Raw genomic sequence first — 18,545 nt, forward strand, 5'->3', positions numbered from 1 at the left:
TCGCGCTTCCAGCCCGGAGCAAGGTTGCCATCCGCTTCAACCCGACGTTGCCCCATGCCTCTATCTCTTGCCTACGCCACGGATTTCCCATCCTTTGCGGATACTGTGTTCATCTTACCCGCCGGCACTACCGAGTTGCCCATTAGCGCCGCGGCCGACCTACCCGAGCCCGCCCGCCAGTACGTAACGGATCAGCTGGCCGCGGGTGAAAAGCTCTTTGGCATCAACCAATACACCCACCGCCACTATTATATAGTAGCAGAAGAAAAGAAAACGGCCGACCTCACGGCTGAAGCGCTGCGCAAAGCAGGCCATCAGCTGCATGCTAAACTGAAAGCCGACAAAGTCCCGGAACTGTTCATCAACGACCTAACTGAAAACGGTGCTCTGGCAGTTGCCGAAGGTCTTGCTCTCACAGCCTACCAGTTCGAGGGCTACAAAACTGACGAGAAGTCGCGCAAGGCGCCCAATCTGCAACTCCTGACGCTCATCAGCCCCGCGCTTACGGCCGAAAAAGTGCAGGAGCTCGACTACTTGTTACAGGGCGTGTACCTGGCCCGCGACTTGGTCAACATGCCCTACAGCCACCTCAATGCCACCCAGCTGGCCCAGCGTTTTGAGCAGGCAGGGGAAGAAGCCGGTTTCCACGTAGAAGTGTTGGACCTAGTGCGCATCGAAGCGTTGCGCATGGGCGGTCTGCTGGCCGTAAACCAAGGTAGCCCCGAGCCGCCTACCTTCACTATAATGGAGTACAAGCCGGAAGGCGCTACCAATGCCAAGCCCATTATTCTGGTGGGCAAAGGTGTGGTATACGACACGGGTGGGCTTAGCCTCAAACCCACGCCCAACAGCATGGATTTGATGAAGTGCGATATGGCCGGCTCAGCAGTGGTAGTGGGGGTACTGTCGGCGCTGGCGAAGAACCAGGTGCCACTTCACGTTATTGGCCTAGTACCCGCTACCGACAACCGTCCGGGCGGTCCGGCCTTGGCTCCCGGCGACGTCATCACAATGTACAGTGGCCTCACGGTAGAGGTTATGAACACCGACGCCGAAGGGCGGCTCATCTTAGCCGATGCGCTGGCTTTTGCCAAGAAGTATGAGCCTGAGCTAGTTCTTGACTACGCTACTCTTACCGGCTCGGCGGTTCGGGCCATTGGCGTCGAAGGCATTGTATGCATGGGTACTGCCAGCGAAGAAGTGCTAGGACAGCTAAAGCAAGCCGGTAATGCCACGCACGAACGCCTAGTAGAGTTTCCGCTGTGGGATGAATACGCTGACCACATCAAAAGCAGCATTGCCGATATTTCGAACCTGGGCAAGGCAGAGGCCGGCGCCATCTCAGCCGGCAAGTTTTTGGAGCGCTTCACCGAAGGCTACCCATGGGTACACTTTGACATTGCTGGTCCCGCCTTCCTTACTGCCCCTGATTCCTACCGTGGCAAGGGCGGCACCGGCTCGGCGGTGCGCCTGACGTATGAGTTCCTGAAAAAGCAGGCCTAGCCTAAGCAGTTTACTGCTGGCGCGCCGCGCTGTCTAGGCGCGGTTGAGTAGGTTCCTCGGGGCTAACTTCCCGTCTTCTGCATTTCTCATTTCCCAAAGCACCCTTCATGCTTCCACGCATTGGTATTTCTGTCGGTGACTTAGCTGGCATTGGACCGGAAATAATTTATAAGACCTTTCTCGACCACCGTTTGCTTAAGCTATGTACCCCCGTGGTGTATGGCACGGCCACTGTGCTGTTCGATGACTTCCCTATTCCTGAAGGAGCAGAGCCACTAACCTTCCGCCAGGTACGGGAAGCGGCTGACATTGCTCCTGGCAAACACAACGCCGTGACCTGCTGGGACGACGACCACGCCCTCACACCCGGCCAACCTAGCCAAGCCAGTGGCACCGCTGCCCGCCAGAGCCTGCTGGCCGCTGCTCGCGACCTGAAGGCGGGCTTGCTCGATGCACTTGTAACGGCCCCTATCAGCAAGGAAAACACCCAAGCCGACGACTTCCGTTACCCCGGCCATACGGAGTTTCTCACGTCGTTCTTCGACGCGAAGGAAAGCCTTATGCTACTGGCAACGGATAACCTGCGTGTTGCTACGGCCACGGGTCATATTCCGCTGAAAGACGTGGCTTCTCGGGTTACCAAGGAGCTGCTGACTACCAAGCTTCGCATCCTGTTTGCTTCGTTAAAGCAAGACTTCGGCATCGAAAAGCCACGCGTAGCAGTCCTTGGCCTCAACCCGCACGCTGGTGAGAATGGGCTGCTTGGCACGGAGGAAGCCGATGTAGTAACGCCGGTACTCCAGCAGTTTTTGCAGGAAGGCCATCTTGCCTACGGCCCTTTCCCCGCCGACGGATACTTTGGTACGGGTCAGTTTCGTCAGTTCGATGCCACCTTGTCTTTGTATCATGACCAAGGCCTGATTCCGTTCAAAACGCTGGCCTTCGAGAAAGGAGTCAACTTCACTGCAGGACTCTCCGTTATCCGTACCTCTCCCGACCATGGCACCGCGTACGGCTTAGCCGGCCAGTTCAAAGCTGATCCTACCTCCTTCCGCGAGGCGCTATACATGGCTTGCGACCTAGTGCGCCACCGCAAAGCCGAAGCTGAGATTGTGCCCTTAATTCCGGGGCCACCTTTGCGTGGTGGTCGTCATGAATAAGTTGTCTTAACGAAGTAGCACACCAGCTTCCTCCGAGTGCTCTGGCCACTATCTATCCTAGATGGTGGCCATTCTTTTTGCCCTACCCGTAACATACTGGGTTACAACTGTAGAACAACTACTGTAATAACGCACAAACGAAACAATCTTTCCAAAAACGAAATTTACTTTGTGATAATAAAACTAATCTCTACATTTGCACCCTCAAAACTGTAATCAATCATTTATTCCCGATTTGCTTCTGTTTGCATGATGCTCCAGACCCCTGCCGACTACCGTACCGCCTTACGTCGCCTAGACGCATTGGCTGCTGCTGGGGTGGAAGGCAATGCAGCGCTGGAAACGGAATTTCGAGAACTGATTGCGGCACTGGATAACTATGAGGGTCAGTTGGGTCTGCTACCTATTCCAACCCTACCTACTTCCTTAGCCGAAATGATTGAGCTGAAACGCCAACAGATGCGGCTTAAACAAAAGGAATTGGCAGAGTTGTTAGAAGTACCAGCCGGGCGTCTCTCCCAGATCCTAAGTGGCAAACGTCGCGTCACGCTCGACCTAGCCAAACGCTTATATGAGCGCTTGGGCATTCCGCCCGATTTCATTCTTAAAAACGCCTAGGGTCGGCTCCAACAGCCGTTTCACTTTTACAAAACGGGGAAAACTTTCTACTTTTGCCCCCTGCTACAAATTCAGTTGTGAAGAAGGACTCCCAATACGACCTCAACATCGCCCGCCTGGCCGATAAAACGCATCACTTTGCGTTTGAGCTCGACCGCGCCTTCTTTGAGCAGTTTGACCAACAGCTCATTCCCGATGGCAAGGTGCACGCTGATGTGACCCTCACAAAAACCGAGCGTCTGCTGACCCTTGATTTCGACCTCCAGGGTACCGTTCGTCAAATCTGCGACCGGAGCCTGGATGAGTACGACCAGGAAGTAGAAGCGCACGAACAACTACTCGTCCGCTTCGGCGACCGGGTTGAGGAATTGGATGACAACGTGTTGCAAATCACGCCTGACACCCAGACTCTGCCTATCGCTCAGCACCTATTTGATTACATCGGGCTGGCTTTGCCAATGAAGAAGCTGCACCCGCGCTTCCAGAATGAGCCCGATGAAAACCCCGAGGCCGATGCCAAGCTCATCTTCACTACTCGCCAAGAGGGTGATGAGGATGATGATAACAACGATGACATCGACCCGCGCTGGAATGCGCTGCGCAATCTTAACTAGCGCCCCCGCCCCTGACTTCCGTTTGTATATTTTCTCTGCTTTTAATTAGCGTTTTCAACCATGGCACATCCTAAGCGCCGGACCTCCTCCGCTACCCGTGACAAGCGTCGTAGCCACCACAAATTGACTCCTAAGGCTATCAGCATCTGCTCGACTACCGGTGAGACCCACCTGCGTCATAAGGCGTATGTAGTAGACGGCGACCTGTACCTGAATGGTAAAGTAGCCATCAAGGACTACGCGCCCGTAGCTGCACCGGCTGCTGCTTCTGATACCGACGAAGAATAGTCAGCCCCGCCGCTTTTCTACCTTACGGTGAGTTCACATCCCCGGCTTGGCTACTTTCACTCAGGAGAAGCCAACCGGGGGTATTACTCCCATAAGGTTCTCCTCTCCGGACCTATTTGATACCTCGTTCATGAAGATAGCCCTGGACGCAATGGGGGGCGATTTCGCACCTCAGGCCGCCGTCGATGGGGCCATACTGGCCGCTAAGGAACTAGTCGGCAAGGCCCAGATTGTGCTCATTGGTCAGGAAGAACATGTGGCGCCGTTGCTCCAACAACACGGTGCCGACGCTGCTGACCTGCTCTTTATATCTGCTTCGCAGGTTATTGAGATGGGTGAGCACCCAGCGAAAGCCTACCAGCAGAAGCAGGACTCGAGTATTGCCGTGGGCTACCGCATGCTGCATGCTGGCGAAGTAGAAGCCTTCTGCTCAGCTGGCAATACTGGTGCTATGCTCGTAGGTGCTATGTTCTCCGTGAAACCAGTGCCCGGCGTGATGCGCCCAGCTATTGCCAACTTCGTTCCGAAGTTGCACGGTGGCCTTGGTATCCTTCTGGACGTGGGAGCTAACGCCGAGTGTAAACCTGAGATGCTTGAGCAGTTTGGGGAACTAGGTTCATTATATGCCCAGTACGTGCTTAGCATTAATGCTCCTAAGGTAGGACTAATGAACCTGGGCGAAGAAGAAGGCAAAGGCACTTCCATTACTCAGGCGGCGCACCAGCTCCTGAAAGTGAATCCCCACATTCAGTTCATTGGCAACATTGAAGGACGCGACCTGTTTAATGACAAGGCCGACGTAATTGTGTGTGATGGCTATACTGGAAATGTGATGCTGAAAATGGCAGAGTCCATTTACGACATCATCGCCTCCAAGCAGATTCACGACCCCTTCTTCGATAAGTTCAACTACGAAGCCGTAGGAGGTTCCCCTATTCTAGGTATCAACGACAACGCCATTATTGGGCACGGAGTAAGCACGCCATTGGCAATTTGCAACATGTTGCTGCAAGGCTACCAAATGGCTCACTCGGGCATCTCCGACCAAATAAAAAATACCTTCAAGTCCTAGCGACATAAGTCCGGCCACCAGCCGGACTTTTCCTTTGCCGCGTTTTTCCCTTCCTCAGTAATGAAGATTACCGCTGCCATCACCGGAGTAGGCGCCTACGTGCCCGACTACGTGCTCACCAATCAGGAACTCGAATCAATTGTGGATACAACGGACGAGTGGATTATGAGCCGAACGGGGATTAAGGAGCGACACATCCTAAAAGGCGACGACCAGGGCACCTCCGTCATGGGCATCAAGGCAGTAGAACAGCTACTGGCTAAGACAGGAACTGCCGCCGCAGACATCGACCTGATTATTTGCGCTACTACTACTCCTGACCTCGTATTTCCAGCCACTGCCAATATCATTTCGGCAGCAATTGGCGCTACGAAAGCGTTTAGCTTTGACATGCAGGCAGCCTGCTCGGGCTTTATGTACGCGCTAGCTACGGGCTCCCAGTTTATTGCCACCGGGGCCTACAAGAAAGTGGTAGTCATTGGAGCCGATAAAATGTCGAGCATCATTGACTATACTGACCGCTCCACTTGCATTATTTTTGGTGATGGTGCTGGCGCAGTATTGCTAGAACCTAACACCGAAGGCCTGGGCCTGCTCGATCAAGAGCTGCACTCAGATGGCAACGGAGAGCAGTACCTCCACCAGAAAGCTGGTGGTTCGCGTCGTCCTCCATCGGCTACTACGGTCGCTAACAGAGAGCATTTCGTATACCAAGAGGGAGCCGCAGTTTTTAAGTTTGCCGTCAAAAACATGGCCGATGTAGCGGCCCAGGTAGCCGACCGTAACGGTCTGACTCCTGATACCATTGACTGGCTGGTTCCGCATCAGGCCAACAAGCGCATAATTGATGCCACTGCGAACCGCGTGGGCATTGGCCCCGAGAAGGTAATGCTCAACATTCACAAGTACGGCAACACAACGAACGGCACTATCCCGTTGTGTTTAGCTGACTACGAGCAGCAGCTCCGCAAGGGCGACAACCTGATTGTTGCCGCCTTTGGTGGCGGCTTTACGTGGGGGTCCTTATACCTCAAATGGGCCTATGACCCGAAGCCCGGTCCTGCAGCTGTTTAACTCCAAGCGGCACTAAATCGGAAAACCTCCTATACTTGCACTCCCGACGTGCCGCCCCGCCATCTACCCGGGACGGCACTTCTGTTTAGAATTAGAAAGTAAAAGCCATAGAATACGACCAGTGGCGGGTCCCGGAAGGGCTTGTATCAATCGGTCAGCATTTTTTACTTTCTACTTCTCCCCTTTTAATACCCACTTCCTACCCATGGCCACCACCGCAGATTTTCGCAATGGGCTCGTGTTGAACTACAACGGCGAGCTGCACGTCATCACCGAATTCCAGCACGTAAAACCCGGCAAAGGCCCGGCTTTCGTACGCACCAAACTCCGTAACATCAAAACCGGCCGTGTCATTGACAACACGTTCAACGCTGGAGTGAAAGTAGAAACGGCGCGTGTAGAGCAACGTCCTCACCAGTACCTATTTAAGGACGACTACGGCTACACCTTCATGGACAATGAGTCGTTTGAGCAGGTGGTGCTGCCAGAAGCCATGGTACCCTTTGCCGACCTGATGAAGGAAGGCCAGGTAGCTACTATTCTTTTCCACGCAGAAACTGAGCAGCCCCTCACGGCGGAACTGCCTACTACCGTGGAACTGGTAGTAACGTACACTGAGCCCGGTTTGAAGGGCGATACGGCGACGAACACGCTCAAGCCTGCCATCGTGGAAACGGGGGCGCGCATTCAAGTGCCACTGTTCATTGACCAAGACCAGAAAATCCGCGTGGATACGCGCGACTACTCCTATGTCGAAAGAGTCAAATAAACAGTCCTCCAGCAAGCCCTCTCCCGCTGCCATGAAAGCCAAAGAACTACAAGAACTTATCGACTTCATCGCCAAGTCGGGCCTGAACAAGGTTAACATTGAAACCGAAGAGTTCAAGATTTCGGTGCAGCGTGAGCCTAGCTACAAGCCCGTAGTAAGCGTAGGACCCGCCTCGGTACCGGCTCCAGCAGCGGCTCCCGCCGCCGCGCCGGCCCTAGCGGCGTCGGCCCCAGCAACTACCCCCGCGCCCGCTCCTGCGGCAGAAGCTGCTTCTACCGGCAACTACCTCCCCCTGAAAGCACCCATGATTGGTACTTTCTACCGGAGCAGCGGCCCCGACGCCCCGGCCTTCGTACAAGTAGGCGACTTAGTGGAGAAAGGCCAGGTTATCTGCATCATCGAAGCCATGAAGCTGTTCAACGAAATCGAGGCCGAGCAGAGTGGCCGCGTAGTGAAAGCCCTGGTGGAGAATGCCTCTCCTGTGGAGTACGACCAGCCGCTCTTCCTGATTGAGCCAATGTAATTTGAGACCCGAGTAGCACGAAGTGAGAAGTGAGGCCGTAGAAGCAGTTTTTACTGTTCAGGTTTTACTTCTCACTTCGCTATTCTCACTTCTACAAAACGACCTGTGTTCAAGAAAATATTGATTGCCAACCGGGGCGAAATTGCCTTGCGCATTATTCGTACCTGCAAGGAAATGGGCATCAAGACGGTGGCCGTATATTCTACCGCCGACAAGGAAAGCCTGCACGTACGCTTTGCCGACGAAGCCGTGTGCATTGGCCCTCCCGCTTCTGCTCAAAGCTACCTGAGCATTCCTACCCTCATTGCAGCCGCTGAAATCACCAACGCCGATGCTATCCACCCCGGCTATGGCTTTCTAAGCGAAAACGCGGAATTCTCGCGCGTGTGCCAGGAAAATGGCATCAAGTTCATTGGAGCTACGCCCGAGATGATCAATCAGATGGGTGATAAGGCTTCGGCCAAAGCCACCATGATTGCAGCCGGTGTACCGTGCATTCCCGGTTCGGTGGGCTTGCTAGAATCGGTAGAACAAGGCAAGAAGGTAGCTGCCAAGATTAAGTATCCCGTTATCCTGAAGGCTACGGCCGGGGGCGGCGGACGTGGTATGCGTATCATTCCCTCGGAAGAGGACTTCGAGAAAGCCTGGAATGACGCCCGCACCGAAGCTAAGGCCGCCTTCGGCAACGACGGGGTGTACTTAGAGAAGTTTGTGGAGGAGCCACGCCACATTGAGATACAAGTATGCGGCGACCAATACGGCCGCGTGTGTCACCTCTCAGAGCGCGACTGCTCTATTCAGCGCCGTCACCAGAAACTAGTGGAGGAAGCCCCTTCTCCTTTCATGACCGAGGAGCTGCGCGAGCGGATGGGTAAGGCTGCCATTGCTGGCGCTTCGGCCATTAATTACGAAGGCGTGGGCACAATAGAATTCCTAGTTGACAAAAACCGGGATTTCTACTTCATGGAGATGAATACTCGTATTCAGGTAGAACATCCTGTGACGGAGGAAATCATCAACTACGACCTAATTAAGGAGCAGATTAAAGTAGCCGCAGGCATTCCTATTTCGGGTGACAACTACTTCCCCCGCATGCATGCCATGGAGTGCCGTATCAATGCGGAAGATCCCACTAAGGACTTCCGCCCCTCGCCTGGCAAAATTACGGTTCTGCACATCCCTGGCGGCCACGGCGTACGCGTAGACACGCACGTTTATGCTGGCTATCAAATTCCGCCAAACTATGATTCCATGATTGCGAAGCTTATCACCGTGGCCCAGACCCGCGAGGAGTGCATCGTGAAAATGAAGCGGGCTTTGAGCGAGTTCGTAGTAGAAGGTGTAAAAACAACTATTCCCTTCCACTTGGCCCTGATGGACAACGCCAGCTTCCAGCAAGGCGACTTTACCACTAAATTCCTAGAAACGTCGTTCGACTTCTCGACGCTCTAGCATCAAGTAGTCGCAAAGGCTCCACTAGCTCAGCTAATGGAGCCTTTGCATTCAGGCAGTGTATAGACACCACTGTAAGACATTATCAAGCTCCTGATGCTTGTTGCCAAAAAAAGGCCGACTTTGTAGTCGGCCTTTTTTGTAATTTATTTATTAGCTAATGGGCTGTTAGTCTCAATTTCCGTGACTAATTCTTGGTACCACTCCTCGCCGTACTTGCGCACCAGCGGCTCTTTGAGAAACTGGTAGATGCGCACCCCCAGATTGGCCCCGAAGGAGCAAGCCGGCGAGCAGATGTTCCACCGGTCATAGTTCAAGGCCTCGAAGTCCTCGTACTTTGTGATGCGGATGGGATACAAATGGCAGCTGATGGGCTTCTTGAAGCTGGTAGCACCGGCTAAGTACGCCTGCTCAATACCGCATTTCAGGATGCCACGCTCATCATAGAGCGCATAGGCACACTCCCGGTCGTTGATGGTTGTGGTGCTGTAGTCACCCTCCCAGTCCTTGATGTAAAGGCCCTGTTGCTCAATGGCCTGACGACCAGCTTCCGTCAGGAAGGGCTTGATTGCATCGTAGTCGTTGTGCAAAATCTGCAATTCGTTTTCTTCCAGCGGTGCGCCTAGGTCACCTTCTACGCAACAAGCACCTTTGCAGGCATCTAGATTGCAGACGAAGAAATTGTCCCGCACATCGTCGGAAATAACGGTATTCTGAATGATAATCATGGGAAGGCTTCTCGCGAGAATATGAGGCGGAAGAAAGACATTGATTTGGGGTCCACTGTTCCAGCCGGGTCACCAATCAATCCGCAAAGATACCCGAATTACGCCAGCGACCAGAGCACTTTCTCCGTCAGTTCGCATTGCCGCTGATGCGAATACGTGGTTAGAGCCTCAGCTTGTGCCGCTTGCCCTACACTGGCTGCCAGCGTGGGGGTTTGCAGCAAGCGGACAACAACAGCCGTAAAAGCAGCTACGTCGCGCAAAGGATACAACAGGCCCGTACGGCCGTCTTCTACTATTTCCAGCGTGCCCCCGGCAGCCGAAGCTACCACGGGCAAGCCAGCAGCCATAGCTTCAATCGTGACCATGCCGTAGGTTTCATTGGTTGATGCCGTAATAGAGATATCAAGGGCACGATAAGCTACCTCAGGCTGAAGCGTAAACTCTCGTACGTGCACTGCCTCGGCCAACCCAAGCGTCTGCACGCGATTCAGCACTGCTTCTCGGTAGTCATTCCCCTCATTACGCGTCGATTCGCCCACGAATAGCACCTGCACCTGCGGGTACTGCCGCCGTATTTCGGCCAGGGCCTCAACTACAAAGTCCTGGCCTTTGCCATCGTCAAAGCGGCCAATTAGCCCAAGCAAAACAGTGCTGTCGGGTAGGTGCAGGTTGAGGTGCTGCCGAGCCTGGGCTTGGGTTAGGCTGGCGTTAGCAAACTTTTCCAGCTCAATTCCTAAAGGCACTACGTGGAGTTTGTGGGGAGCCAGCCGGGTTTTTTCGAGCACTTGCCGGGCTAGGCCAGGTAGCGGCGAAAGCCACGCCGATAAGGCGCGGTACCGCAACGTGTGCACCAAGCCGCGTTTGGCTAGCCCCAACTGCATGTGCTGCTGGTATACTAAGTGCAGCCGTGGTAAACGCAAAGTTTTACATAGCACCGCCAAGCCCAGATCACCATTGCGGGTAATGAGTAGCACTTGGGTGCCAAAGCTGCGCACAAGTCCCGCAAGGCGGCCAGCCGCAGGTATATCGGCCGCTTTCCAAGGGTTTTGAAGCAGCGCAACGGATAACCCTATTTCTTGAGCCCGCGCCGCAATAGGCGAGTTGGGCACAGTAATAACTTGCACCGGCCACCCCCGCTGCTGCATCCAATTGGCAAAGCGCACTGTGTTCAGTTCCAACCCGCCCCAACTCTTGGAAAGGCAGAGCAGAGAAATGGAAAATTTGCTTTCAGCGGAGACAGATTCGGCAGGATTCACACCGCGAAGATACGGTCTGGTTTAGCAGCTTGCGCTTCAACTCTGGGTAGCAACCGAACGACTACCGGCCACGAGCTACTCAGCTACTAGCAGCAAATGCAAGCCGTGTTAACCTGATTTCGCTGCTGTTGCCTGAAAACAGGCAAGCGGAAGGCCATTGTATTGGTCATAGCTTTGTGAATAAATGCCAGGAGCAGCTACTTAACTACCCTTGCTCATTGCCAACACTTGGTGGGCGGTGCGCGCAACGAATCCAAGCAAGACGCGGTTATAACCTGGATAGCTACGGACCTTGTATAGCTAGAGTTAATCAGGCTGCGGGCCTTGCTTGTGGGGGTGCCTAATGCTTGTGGAGTGTTGCTTGCTGTATTTCCATCCCCCACCCGAAAGCCGTACCTTTGCTAACAAGCCAAAAAGCTTAGTTTCTCGACTACCTGACGAATGGGACTGGATTATCTTTCTTTACTGAACCCCTCGCAGGCGGCCGCGTGATGCAAATCGACGGGCCCTGCATGATTATAGCCGGTGCTGGCTCCGGCAAAACGCGCGTGCTTACCTACCGCATCGCCAATTTGCTAGAACAAGGTGTTGACCCGTTCAACATTCTTGCCCTCACCTTTACCAACAAGGCGGCCAAAGAAATGCGCGCGCGTATTGAGAAGGTAGTAGGTCCGGAGGCCAAAAACCTCTGGATGGGCACCTTCCACAGCATCTTCGCACGCATTTTGCGCTCTGAGGCCGATAAAATTGGCTTTCCACGCTCCTTTACAATCTACGATACGCAGGACTCTAAAACGCTTATCGGGCAGATTTTGAAGGAGCTAGAGCTGGACGACAAGCTCTACAAGCCCAACATGGTGCTAGGCCGAATTTCGTCAGCTAAAAACAAGTTGATTTCGGTGCAGCAGTACCTCAACGACCCCGTAATTCGGCAGGATGATGAAGCTGCATTACGGCCTAAGTTGGGCGTGATTTATCAGCAGTACGCCAACCGTTGCTTCAAAGCGGGAGCTATGGACTTCGACGACCTGCTCTACCAAACCAACGTTCTCTTCAAAGACCACCCCGATGTACTGAACAAATATCAGAACATCTTTAAGTATGTAATGGTCGACGAGTATCAGGACACGAACTACTCGCAGTACCTGATTGCGCGGAAGCTGGCAGCCAAAGAACGGAACATATGCGTGGTAGGCGACGATGCTCAGAGCATTTACGCCTTCCGAGGCGCCGACATTCAGAACATTCTCAACTTCGAGAAAGACTACCCTGAGCTGCAGGTTTTTAAGCTAGAGCAGAACTACCGCTCTACCAAGAACATTGTGTGGGCCGCCAATTCAGTTATTAAAAACAACCAGGCCCAGCTGCGCAAAGACGTATTCTCGGATAATGAGGACGGCCCATTAATCGAAGTGTTCAAAGCTGCTTCTGATAACGAGGAAGGCAAATTGGTAGCGCAGAGCATCTACGAAGACAAGATGAATTTTCACTTGTCGTACGATGATTTTGCTATCCTCTACCGCACCAACGCCCAGAGCCGGGCCATGGAAGAATCCTTGCGGAAGCTGAACATCAAGTACAAAATCGTAGGTGGTCTATCCTTCTACCAGCGTAAGGAAATCAAGGACCTAGTGTCCTATCTGCGCCTCACGGTAAACCCCAATGATGAGCAAGCCCTTCGGCGCGTCATTAATTATCCTAAGCGCGGCATTGGCGATACTACTCTGGCGAAGCTCATCAACACGGCGGAGGAGACCAACCACACCATTTGGGAGGTAGTTAGCAATGCCGATAAGTTTCTGCCTACCCGGGTGGCTAACCCAATCGTAGACTTTGCCGAGAAAATCAAGGCTTACACGGCCGTCGCGGCCAAAGAAGATGCGTTTGAGGCGGCTAAGTTCATTGCCAAGAACTCGGGCATGATTGAGGAGCTCTACGCCGATAAAAGCATTGAGGGTCTCTCCCGCTACGAGAACATCCAAGAACTTCTGAACGGTATCAAGGCCTATACTGAAGACCCCGAGCGGGAAGACAAGAGCCTAGGCTCCTTCTTGCAGGATATTGCCCTAGTGACTGACGCCGATACCAAAGATGCTCAGAGTGAGGGCGAGCAAGTAACCTTGATGACGATTCACTCGGCCAAGGGCTTGGAGTTCCGCAACGTCTACATTGTGGGTATGGAGGAAAATCTCTTCCCTTCCCAAATGATGATTACCTCCCGGGCCGATTTGGAGGAGGAGCGCCGCTTGTTTTACGTAGCCATCACCCGGGCCGAGAAAAAGCTCACGCTTAGCTACGCTACCTCCCGCTACCAGTGGGGAAACTTGCGCAGTTGCGAAAAAAGCCGATTCCTTGATGAAATAGACCCGCAATACGTGGACTTCAAGTTTTCGGCCGGGCCCGTTGGTGCCGCTGGTCCGGGGGAGTCGCCGTTTGGGCACGTGTTTGAGCGCCGCAGCAACTTGGTACCGCCAGCGCCTCGTAAAACGGTGGCGGCGAAGTATATCCCTCCGGCTGACTTTAAGCCATCTGACACGAGCAACCTTCAAACCGGACAACGAGTAGAACACCCCAAATTTGGGTTCGGCACCGTTAGTAAGCTCGAAACGGTGCAAGGCTCTACCAAGGCAATTATCCACTTTGAAGAAGTGGGCGAAAAGACTCTGCTGCTAAGTTTCGCCAAGCTGCGCGTGCACTAGTCTGAGCCAACTTGCGCGGGCCATTTTGGGTAAACCCTCTGAATGGCCCGTCTTTCCTTTGCTTTTGGCTTGCGCATGTAGATAGCATTGTCGCCATAGCTACAGTATTACCGTATCCGTCTTACCTTGGTAGCAGCACACCCCGGCTACCGTGGTAGTTCATCCATGCTATCCGTATCCTATTTGGGCGCCCGCGCGCCGTGGGGTTAGGTTTGGCTATATTTGTCCGGCGGTATGTACTGCCTCATTTCTTTCTATGACTCTTCCTTCTCTTCATAAGCACGAACTCCTTCAGCGCGAGTACGGCCAAAGCACTTTCCAACTAGTGCAGCAGCTACGCGACGTAGAAGACCGGGCCGAGCGTACCCGCCGTGCCCAGCAGATTGTGCAGCTTATTTTTCGTATTCAGCCCGGCCTACGCGACCAACCCGACAGTCAACAGAAGGTGTGGAACCACATCTTTGAAATGGCCGATGGGGAACTGGACGTGGATGCCCCATACCCCCTGGCGGCGCAGGCCAATTTGCCCGCTCCTAGCCGGGTAGTATATCCTAGCAAGGGCCCTAAGCTGCGTGCCTATGGCCGGGCAGTGGAACAGCTTATTGACAAAGCGCTGGCTATTGAAGACCCGGCTGAGCGTGAGCAGGCGACCATTTTAATTGGCCGCACCATGAAGTTCCTGTACCGGTCCCACAATAAGGAAAATGCAAAGGATGTCACCATTCTTAAGCATTTGAAAGAATTGTCGGGAGGCAAGCTCACGCTAGACCCTGACCAGGTAGACGCTCAGAACCTCTTTGAATTTACCGCAAATGGCCGGCCAGCACCCTTTATTGTGCCCCAGCCTCGCCAGGAGCGCGACCCTCGTCGTCTTACAGGTGGCGGCAACAACAACCGGCGTGATAAGCAGCGTCGGGGTGGGAAGAAAGGCCGGCAAGAGCCACAGCAACCCCCTCAGTAATATATTTGCAGAAACTAGGAGCTAGCTACGTTGAGTTAGCAAAGCAAGCGGACGTCTCATGGAGGTCTCGCTACTTTGCTTGTAACTCAGAGTACCTAGCTCTTAGCTCGTAACTACTCTCTCCATGGCCTCTTTTGAAGTAATTGGCGGTAAACCGCTGAAGGGTGAAATCGTGCCGCAGGGCGCCAAAAATGAAGCACTGCAGATCCTGTGCGCAGTGCTACTTACCGACGAGCCCGTCACCATTTCCAACATTCCCGATATTCGCGACGTCAATAAGCTTATTGAGTTGCTACGCGACATGGGTGTAAAGGTGGGCAAGCTCTCCCCCGACACCTACCGTTTCCAGGCCGACGACGTTCACCTCGACTACCTAGACACCCCCGAATTTGCTGCGCAGGGCCGCGCCCTTCGTGGTTCCGTCATGATTCTTGGCCCCATGCTGGCGCGCTTTGGCAAGTGTCAGCTTCCAAAGCCTGGTGGCGACAAAATTGGACGACGCCCTCTGGACACGCACTTCTTGGGTCTTGAGAAATTAGGCGGCAAGCTCACGTTGGAAGGCACGGATTTTTACCGCATCAGCACCGAAGGTCGCTTGCACGGAGCCTACATGCTGCTCGATGAAGCTTCTGTAACGGGTACGGCCAACATTGTCATGGGGGCAGTGCTGGCCGAAGGAGTTACTACCATCTATAACGCTGCTTGCGAGCCCTACTTGCAACAGCTCTGCAAGATGCTGGTGCGCATGGGAGCCAAAATCAACGGTATTGGCTCTAACCTACTGACTATTGAAGGGGTAGAGCGTCTGGGCGGTACGGAACACCGTATGCTGCCCGACATGATTGAAATTGGTTCTTTCATTGGCCTGGCCGCCATGACGGGCTCCGAAATTACCATCAAGGACTGCCAGATTCCAGAGCTGGGCTTAATTCCGGATACCTTCCGTAAGCTGGGCATTCAGTTGGAATTCCGAGGTGATGATATCTTTGTGCCAGCCCAGGACAACTACGAAATTGCTACCTACCTCGACGGCAGCATCCTTACCATCTCCGACCATACATGGCCGGGCCTCACACCCGATTTGTTGAGCGTGCTTTTGGTGGTGGCTACGCAAGCGAAGGGCACCGTTCTTATCCACCAGAAGATGTTTGAGTCGCGGCTGTTTTTCGTGGATAAGCTTATTGATATGGGCGCGCAAATTATTCTTTGCGACCCGCACCGAGCTACCGTTATCGGGCTGGATAAGCGTACCCGCCTGCACGGCATCACGATGACTTCGCCTGACATTCGGGCGGGGGTAGCCTTACTCATTGCAGCACTTTCTGCTAATGGCCGCAGCGTCATCGAAAATGTAGAGCAAATTGACCGTGGCTACCAGTACATCGACAAACGTCTCACGGCACTAGGCGCCCAACTGCGCCGCCTGTAAAGACATTGCATCTGCCTACATATAAAAGGCCCCGGCTACTGCAGTAGTAGCCGGGGCCTTTTATATGTAGGCGGTGTAGAATTGCTCTAGTTCACGACCATGTCTACAACAGCAGTAACTACTGATAGGGCAACGCTGAAGATTAAAGCGGCAATAAACCCGTCAATTTCGAAGCCGGAGAGTAATGCGCTTGCAATCATGACAATGGCAGCATTGATTACCAGTAGAAACAGGCCTAACGTCAGGATGGTAATGGGTAAGCCGATAATCTTTAGGATTGGCTTTAGCACAGCGTTTAAAATTGCTAGCACAACTACCAGAATCATTGCATCACCAAAGCCATCAATGTGGGCACCGGGGAGGTACGTAGCCAGCAGATAGGTAATGAGGGCCGTGAGCAGAAACTTGAGAATGAATCCCATGTGGTGTAAGGTTGAATGAGGGGAGAGAAATACTTCTAACGGAGCATACGCCACGATACGCATTTCTGCGCGCAGCGTTGGCCCCCTACCCTTACTTCTCTGTAGCCCGGGCTTTCAAGCGGCCTTGGGAGACGCCCATCCAATTGGCCATATGATAAAGCAAACGGCACCCACAATGGCATTCCACTCTGTATCGCCAGGAGCTACTTCGTTTAGGTCGCAGCCAATAATGGTGCGACCCGAACGCACTACCATTCGAATCAGATAGAGTGCTTGTTCAAACTCAAGACCACCGGGTACGGGCGTGCCAGTGCCGGGGCAAAGTTTGGGGTCAAGCCCATCAATATCGAAGCTCAAGTACACTTTCTGGGGAAGCTGAGCAATAATCTTCTTGCATTCCTTCTTCCACGACTTGCCAGCTAGCATTTCAGCTTGCAGGAAACGGTCGGCAAACAGAGCTACGCGACCATTGCTTTGGTCAATGAGTTCAGCTTCCTGCTGGCAGTAGTCACGAATACCTACTTGTACTAGCTTCTTTACTTGTGGCAGCTTCAGGGCATTATACATGATAGAAGCGTGCGAAAACTCGAAGCCTTCGTAAGCTGGCCGCAAGTCGCAGTGGGCATCAATCTGCAGAATACCAAACTCCGTGTGACGCTCGGCTAGGGCGTGTAAATAGCCCAGCGGAGTGCTATGGTCGCCCCCTAAAACGACGACACCTTTGCCCGCGTCAAGCAGGACACCCGTTTTGGCCTTAAGCCACTCAAGCAGGGCCTGGCCGCGCTGGTTAAGTTGCGCCGGCACCCCCGAGTGTTGGCCGTGCGTGGCTTCGGGCTCGCCTTCCTCTAGCCAGCCAATGTACTGCTCCGCGGTTGGCCGCAACTGACGGCTCTCCGCCGCTATCTGTTCATCTGGTTCCTCCATGGCCAAGCCCATCTTCCAGGCGTCGGGCAGGTCGGGGTCATAGAGGTCTACTTGTAGAGAAGCATCCCGAATAGCCTCAGGACCATCCGCAGTACCCGCCCGGTAAGAAACAGTAACTTCCCAAGGAACAGGCACTACCACCACTTGGGCCTCCTCAGGGGTGAAGGGTAGTCCGTACAAGCCGCCGGCAGCATCGCCTAGGGCGTTTGGGTTAAAAGCAGCAATTTTATCTTCTAAAGAGGACGAAGCCATAGAAAACAAAAGATTAAGGTGAGAGAAAGTATGTTAACGACAGCGGCCCCCGCGCAGCGAAGCTGAACCTGATGGGTTCTGCTCCCGGCATCGGGGGCCACTACTAGGTGTCAACCAGACTGGTAGTAGAGCTTACAAATTGGGCTGCTGGCCGCCCATAAAGTCGTAGGTGCGAATGATTTCAAGGATTTTCTCGAACGTCTCCCGATCGAAGAAGATCATCAGCGGCAACTCGACCGAATTCTCTTTGTCGGAGAACTGCGTGATAACCGAGAAAATCAGCGGCTGCACCATGGGACGGTCTAGCAGCAAGTTTTGTAAGGCGTTGGCCATATCACCGCGGGGGTGAGCGGGCGGAGCACCATAAATGTGAGCCTTTAGAATGTTGGCCAGCTGCGTCACCAAAGCACCGGTGATGATGTTACTAATTTCCAGTAACAACGACTCCTGCATTTCATCAATGTCGATGGAGTCGGACGTTTTCATGCGTAGACACACGCGTGAAAGCCGCTGCACATGCTGGCCGGAGAAGAACATGAGCGTAGTGCCGTTGAACTCGCCCCGAATATCAGACTGAATGATGACGTTCTTCTGCTGCAGTTCCCGCACCCGCTCGAGGATGCTTTTCCCCGACACGAGGTTCAGGTTAGGTACCTCCAGCAGCACCTTTTCCTGGGCAATTACCGCGAACGAATCGGCTGCACGGGCGAGGCCGATATTTAAGATTTCGCGGATAATATCCCGTTCCAGTTCCGTCATGTGCAAATCCATAAGAGTCAATCAATTGGAAGGCCTGCCGTC

The 18,545-nt window shown here is 53.6% G+C and carries 17 protein-coding genes and 1 pseudogene; 13 read left to right on the forward strand and 5 right to left on the reverse strand.

The genetic code is table 11. The features are described from left to right. Nucleotides 1–54 precede the first annotated feature (54 nt). The 10 genes from VI25_RS05175 to accC all read left to right on the forward strand — a co-directional run bounded on the left by VI25_RS05175 (nucleotide 55) and on the right by accC (nucleotide 9,073). Complete coding sequence (locus VI25_RS05175; protein WP_045688537.1) at nucleotides 55–1,503, forward strand: leucyl aminopeptidase family protein; 1,449 nt, start codon at nucleotides 55–57, stop codon at nucleotides 1,501–1,503. A gap of 107 nt (nucleotides 1,504–1,610) precedes the next feature. After that, a complete protein-coding gene (gene pdxA / locus VI25_RS05180) occupies nucleotides 1,611–2,663 on the forward strand; it encodes a 4-hydroxythreonine-4-phosphate dehydrogenase PdxA (RefSeq protein WP_045688536.1) in 1,053 nt (350 codons plus the stop codon). A gap of 249 nt (nucleotides 2,664–2,912) precedes the next feature. Further along, nucleotides 2,913–3,281: a helix-turn-helix domain-containing protein gene (locus tag VI25_RS05185; RefSeq protein ID WP_045688535.1), complete on the forward strand. Its 369-nt coding sequence runs from the start codon at nucleotides 2,913–2,915 to the stop codon at nucleotides 3,279–3,281. 77 nt (nucleotides 3,282–3,358) lie between these two features. Then, complete coding sequence (locus VI25_RS05190; RefSeq protein WP_045688534.1) at nucleotides 3,359–3,895, forward strand: YceD family protein; 537 nt, start codon at nucleotides 3,359–3,361, stop codon at nucleotides 3,893–3,895. Nucleotides 3,896–3,955: 60 nt separating this feature from the next. Continuing rightward, complete coding sequence (rpmF, locus tag VI25_RS05195; protein WP_045688533.1) at nucleotides 3,956–4,183, forward strand: 50S ribosomal protein L32; 228 nt, start codon at nucleotides 3,956–3,958, stop codon at nucleotides 4,181–4,183. Nucleotides 4,184–4,313: 130 nt separating this feature from the next. After that, nucleotides 4,314–5,255: a phosphate acyltransferase PlsX gene (gene plsX, locus VI25_RS05200; RefSeq protein ID WP_045688568.1), complete on the forward strand. Its 942-nt coding sequence runs from the start codon at nucleotides 4,314–4,316 to the stop codon at nucleotides 5,253–5,255. Nucleotides 5,256–5,315: 60 nt separating this feature from the next. Next, complete coding sequence (locus VI25_RS05205) at nucleotides 5,316–6,329, forward strand: beta-ketoacyl-ACP synthase III (protein WP_045688532.1); 1,014 nt, start codon at nucleotides 5,316–5,318, stop codon at nucleotides 6,327–6,329. A 205-nt stretch (nucleotides 6,330–6,534) separates the two neighbouring features. Beyond that, a complete protein-coding gene (efp, locus tag VI25_RS05210; RefSeq protein ID WP_045688531.1) occupies nucleotides 6,535–7,098 on the forward strand; it encodes an elongation factor P in 564 nt (187 codons plus the stop codon). Nucleotides 7,099–7,129: 31 nt separating this feature from the next. Then, complete coding sequence (gene accB / locus VI25_RS05215; protein WP_055562330.1) at nucleotides 7,130–7,621, forward strand: acetyl-CoA carboxylase biotin carboxyl carrier protein; 492 nt, start codon at nucleotides 7,130–7,132, stop codon at nucleotides 7,619–7,621. A 105-nt stretch (nucleotides 7,622–7,726) separates the two neighbouring features. Continuing rightward, on the forward strand, nucleotides 7,727–9,073 hold the full coding sequence (gene accC, locus VI25_RS05220) for an acetyl-CoA carboxylase biotin carboxylase subunit (protein WP_055562331.1): 1,347 nt from the start codon (nucleotides 7,727–7,729) through the stop codon (nucleotides 9,071–9,073). 146 nt (nucleotides 9,074–9,219) lie between these two features. Here accC and VI25_RS05225 read toward each other — a convergent pair whose 3' ends face one another. Together VI25_RS05225 and VI25_RS05230 are read right to left on the reverse strand one after the other, a co-directional pair. Continuing rightward, nucleotides 9,220–9,801, reverse strand: coding sequence for a DUF3109 family protein (locus VI25_RS05225; protein WP_045687329.1), 582 nt, complete (start codon nucleotides 9,799–9,801; stop codon nucleotides 9,220–9,222). A 98-nt stretch (nucleotides 9,802–9,899) separates the two neighbouring features. Continuing rightward, nucleotides 9,900–11,057 carry a glycosyltransferase family 4 protein gene (locus tag VI25_RS05230; protein ID WP_152981495.1) on the reverse strand — a complete coding sequence of 386 codons (1,158 nt, stop codon included), beginning with the start codon at nucleotides 11,055–11,057 and terminating at the stop codon, nucleotides 9,900–9,902. Between the two features lie 447 nt (nucleotides 11,058–11,504). Between VI25_RS05230 and VI25_RS05235 the strand changes: the two are divergent. The 3 genes and pseudogenes from VI25_RS05235 (at nucleotide 11,505) to murA (ending at nucleotide 16,146) form a co-directional block, all read left to right on the forward strand. Then, a pseudogene (locus VI25_RS05235) lies at nucleotides 11,505–13,756 on the forward strand (ATP-dependent helicase). A gap of 256 nt (nucleotides 13,757–14,012) precedes the next feature. After that, complete coding sequence (locus VI25_RS05240; protein ID WP_045687326.1) at nucleotides 14,013–14,717, forward strand: DUF4290 domain-containing protein; 705 nt, start codon at nucleotides 14,013–14,015, stop codon at nucleotides 14,715–14,717. A 124-nt stretch (nucleotides 14,718–14,841) separates the two neighbouring features. Further along, nucleotides 14,842–16,146, forward strand: coding sequence for a UDP-N-acetylglucosamine 1-carboxyvinyltransferase (gene murA, locus VI25_RS05245; protein ID WP_045687325.1), 1,305 nt, complete (start codon nucleotides 14,842–14,844; stop codon nucleotides 16,144–16,146). Nucleotides 16,147–16,232: 86 nt separating this feature from the next. On the opposite strand, the gene VI25_RS05250 is transcribed toward murA, so the two are convergent. From VI25_RS05250 to VI25_RS05260, 3 genes are all read right to left on the reverse strand, one after another. Continuing rightward, on the reverse strand, nucleotides 16,233–16,568 hold the full coding sequence (locus VI25_RS05250) for a phage holin family protein (protein WP_045687324.1): 336 nt from the start codon (nucleotides 16,566–16,568) through the stop codon (nucleotides 16,233–16,235). 114 nt (nucleotides 16,569–16,682) lie between these two features. Continuing rightward, nucleotides 16,683–17,744: an agmatinase family protein gene (locus tag VI25_RS05255; protein ID WP_316934260.1), complete on the reverse strand. Its 1,062-nt coding sequence runs from the start codon at nucleotides 17,742–17,744 to the stop codon at nucleotides 16,683–16,685. A 132-nt stretch (nucleotides 17,745–17,876) separates the two neighbouring features. Then, on the reverse strand, nucleotides 17,877–18,503 hold the full coding sequence (locus VI25_RS05260; RefSeq protein ID WP_045687331.1) for a chemotaxis protein CheC: 627 nt from the start codon (nucleotides 18,501–18,503) through the stop codon (nucleotides 17,877–17,879). Nucleotides 18,504–18,545: the final 42 nt, after the last annotated feature.

Origin of the sequence: Hymenobacter sp. AT01-02, assembly GCF_000961955.2 — a bacterium.
In the GTDB taxonomy this organism is placed as follows: domain Bacteria; phylum Bacteroidota; class Bacteroidia; order Cytophagales; family Hymenobacteraceae; genus Hymenobacter; species Hymenobacter mucosus.

Bases quoted from the DNA above. Each gene is read 5' to 3' on its own strand.
- VI25_RS05255 (WP_316934260.1), bottom strand. From the start codon at position 17,744: ATGGCTTCGTCCTCTTTAGAAGATAAAATTGCTGCTTTTAACCCAAAC.
- pdxA (WP_045688536.1), top strand. From the start codon at position 1,611: ATGCTTCCACGCATTGGTATTTCTGTCGGTGACTTAGCTGGCATTGGA.
- efp (WP_045688531.1), top strand. From the start codon at position 6,535: ATGGCCACCACCGCAGATTTTCGCAATGGGCTCGTGTTGAACTACAAC.
- VI25_RS05175 (WP_045688537.1), top strand. From the start codon at position 55: ATGCCTCTATCTCTTGCCTACGCCACGGATTTCCCATCCTTTGCGGAT.
- accB (WP_055562330.1), top strand. From the start codon at position 7,130: ATGAAAGCCAAAGAACTACAAGAACTTATCGACTTCATCGCCAAGTCG.
- VI25_RS05250 (WP_045687324.1), bottom strand. From the start codon at position 16,568: ATGGGATTCATTCTCAAGTTTCTGCTCACGGCCCTCATTACCTATCTG.
- plsX (WP_045688568.1), top strand. From the start codon at position 4,314: ATGAAGATAGCCCTGGACGCAATGGGGGGCGATTTCGCACCTCAGGCC.
- VI25_RS05205 (WP_045688532.1), top strand. From the start codon at position 5,316: ATGAAGATTACCGCTGCCATCACCGGAGTAGGCGCCTACGTGCCCGAC.
- rpmF (WP_045688533.1), top strand. From the start codon at position 3,956: ATGGCACATCCTAAGCGCCGGACCTCCTCCGCTACCCGTGACAAGCGT.
- VI25_RS05225 (WP_045687329.1), bottom strand. From the start codon at position 9,801: ATGATTATCATTCAGAATACCGTTATTTCCGACGATGTGCGGGACAAT.
- murA (WP_045687325.1), top strand. From the start codon at position 14,842: ATGGCCTCTTTTGAAGTAATTGGCGGTAAACCGCTGAAGGGTGAAATC.
- VI25_RS05185 (WP_045688535.1), top strand. From the start codon at position 2,913: ATGATGCTCCAGACCCCTGCCGACTACCGTACCGCCTTACGTCGCCTA.
- VI25_RS05260 (WP_045687331.1), bottom strand. From the start codon at position 18,503: ATGACGGAACTGGAACGGGATATTATCCGCGAAATCTTAAATATCGGC.
- VI25_RS05240 (WP_045687326.1), top strand. From the start codon at position 14,013: ATGACTCTTCCTTCTCTTCATAAGCACGAACTCCTTCAGCGCGAGTAC.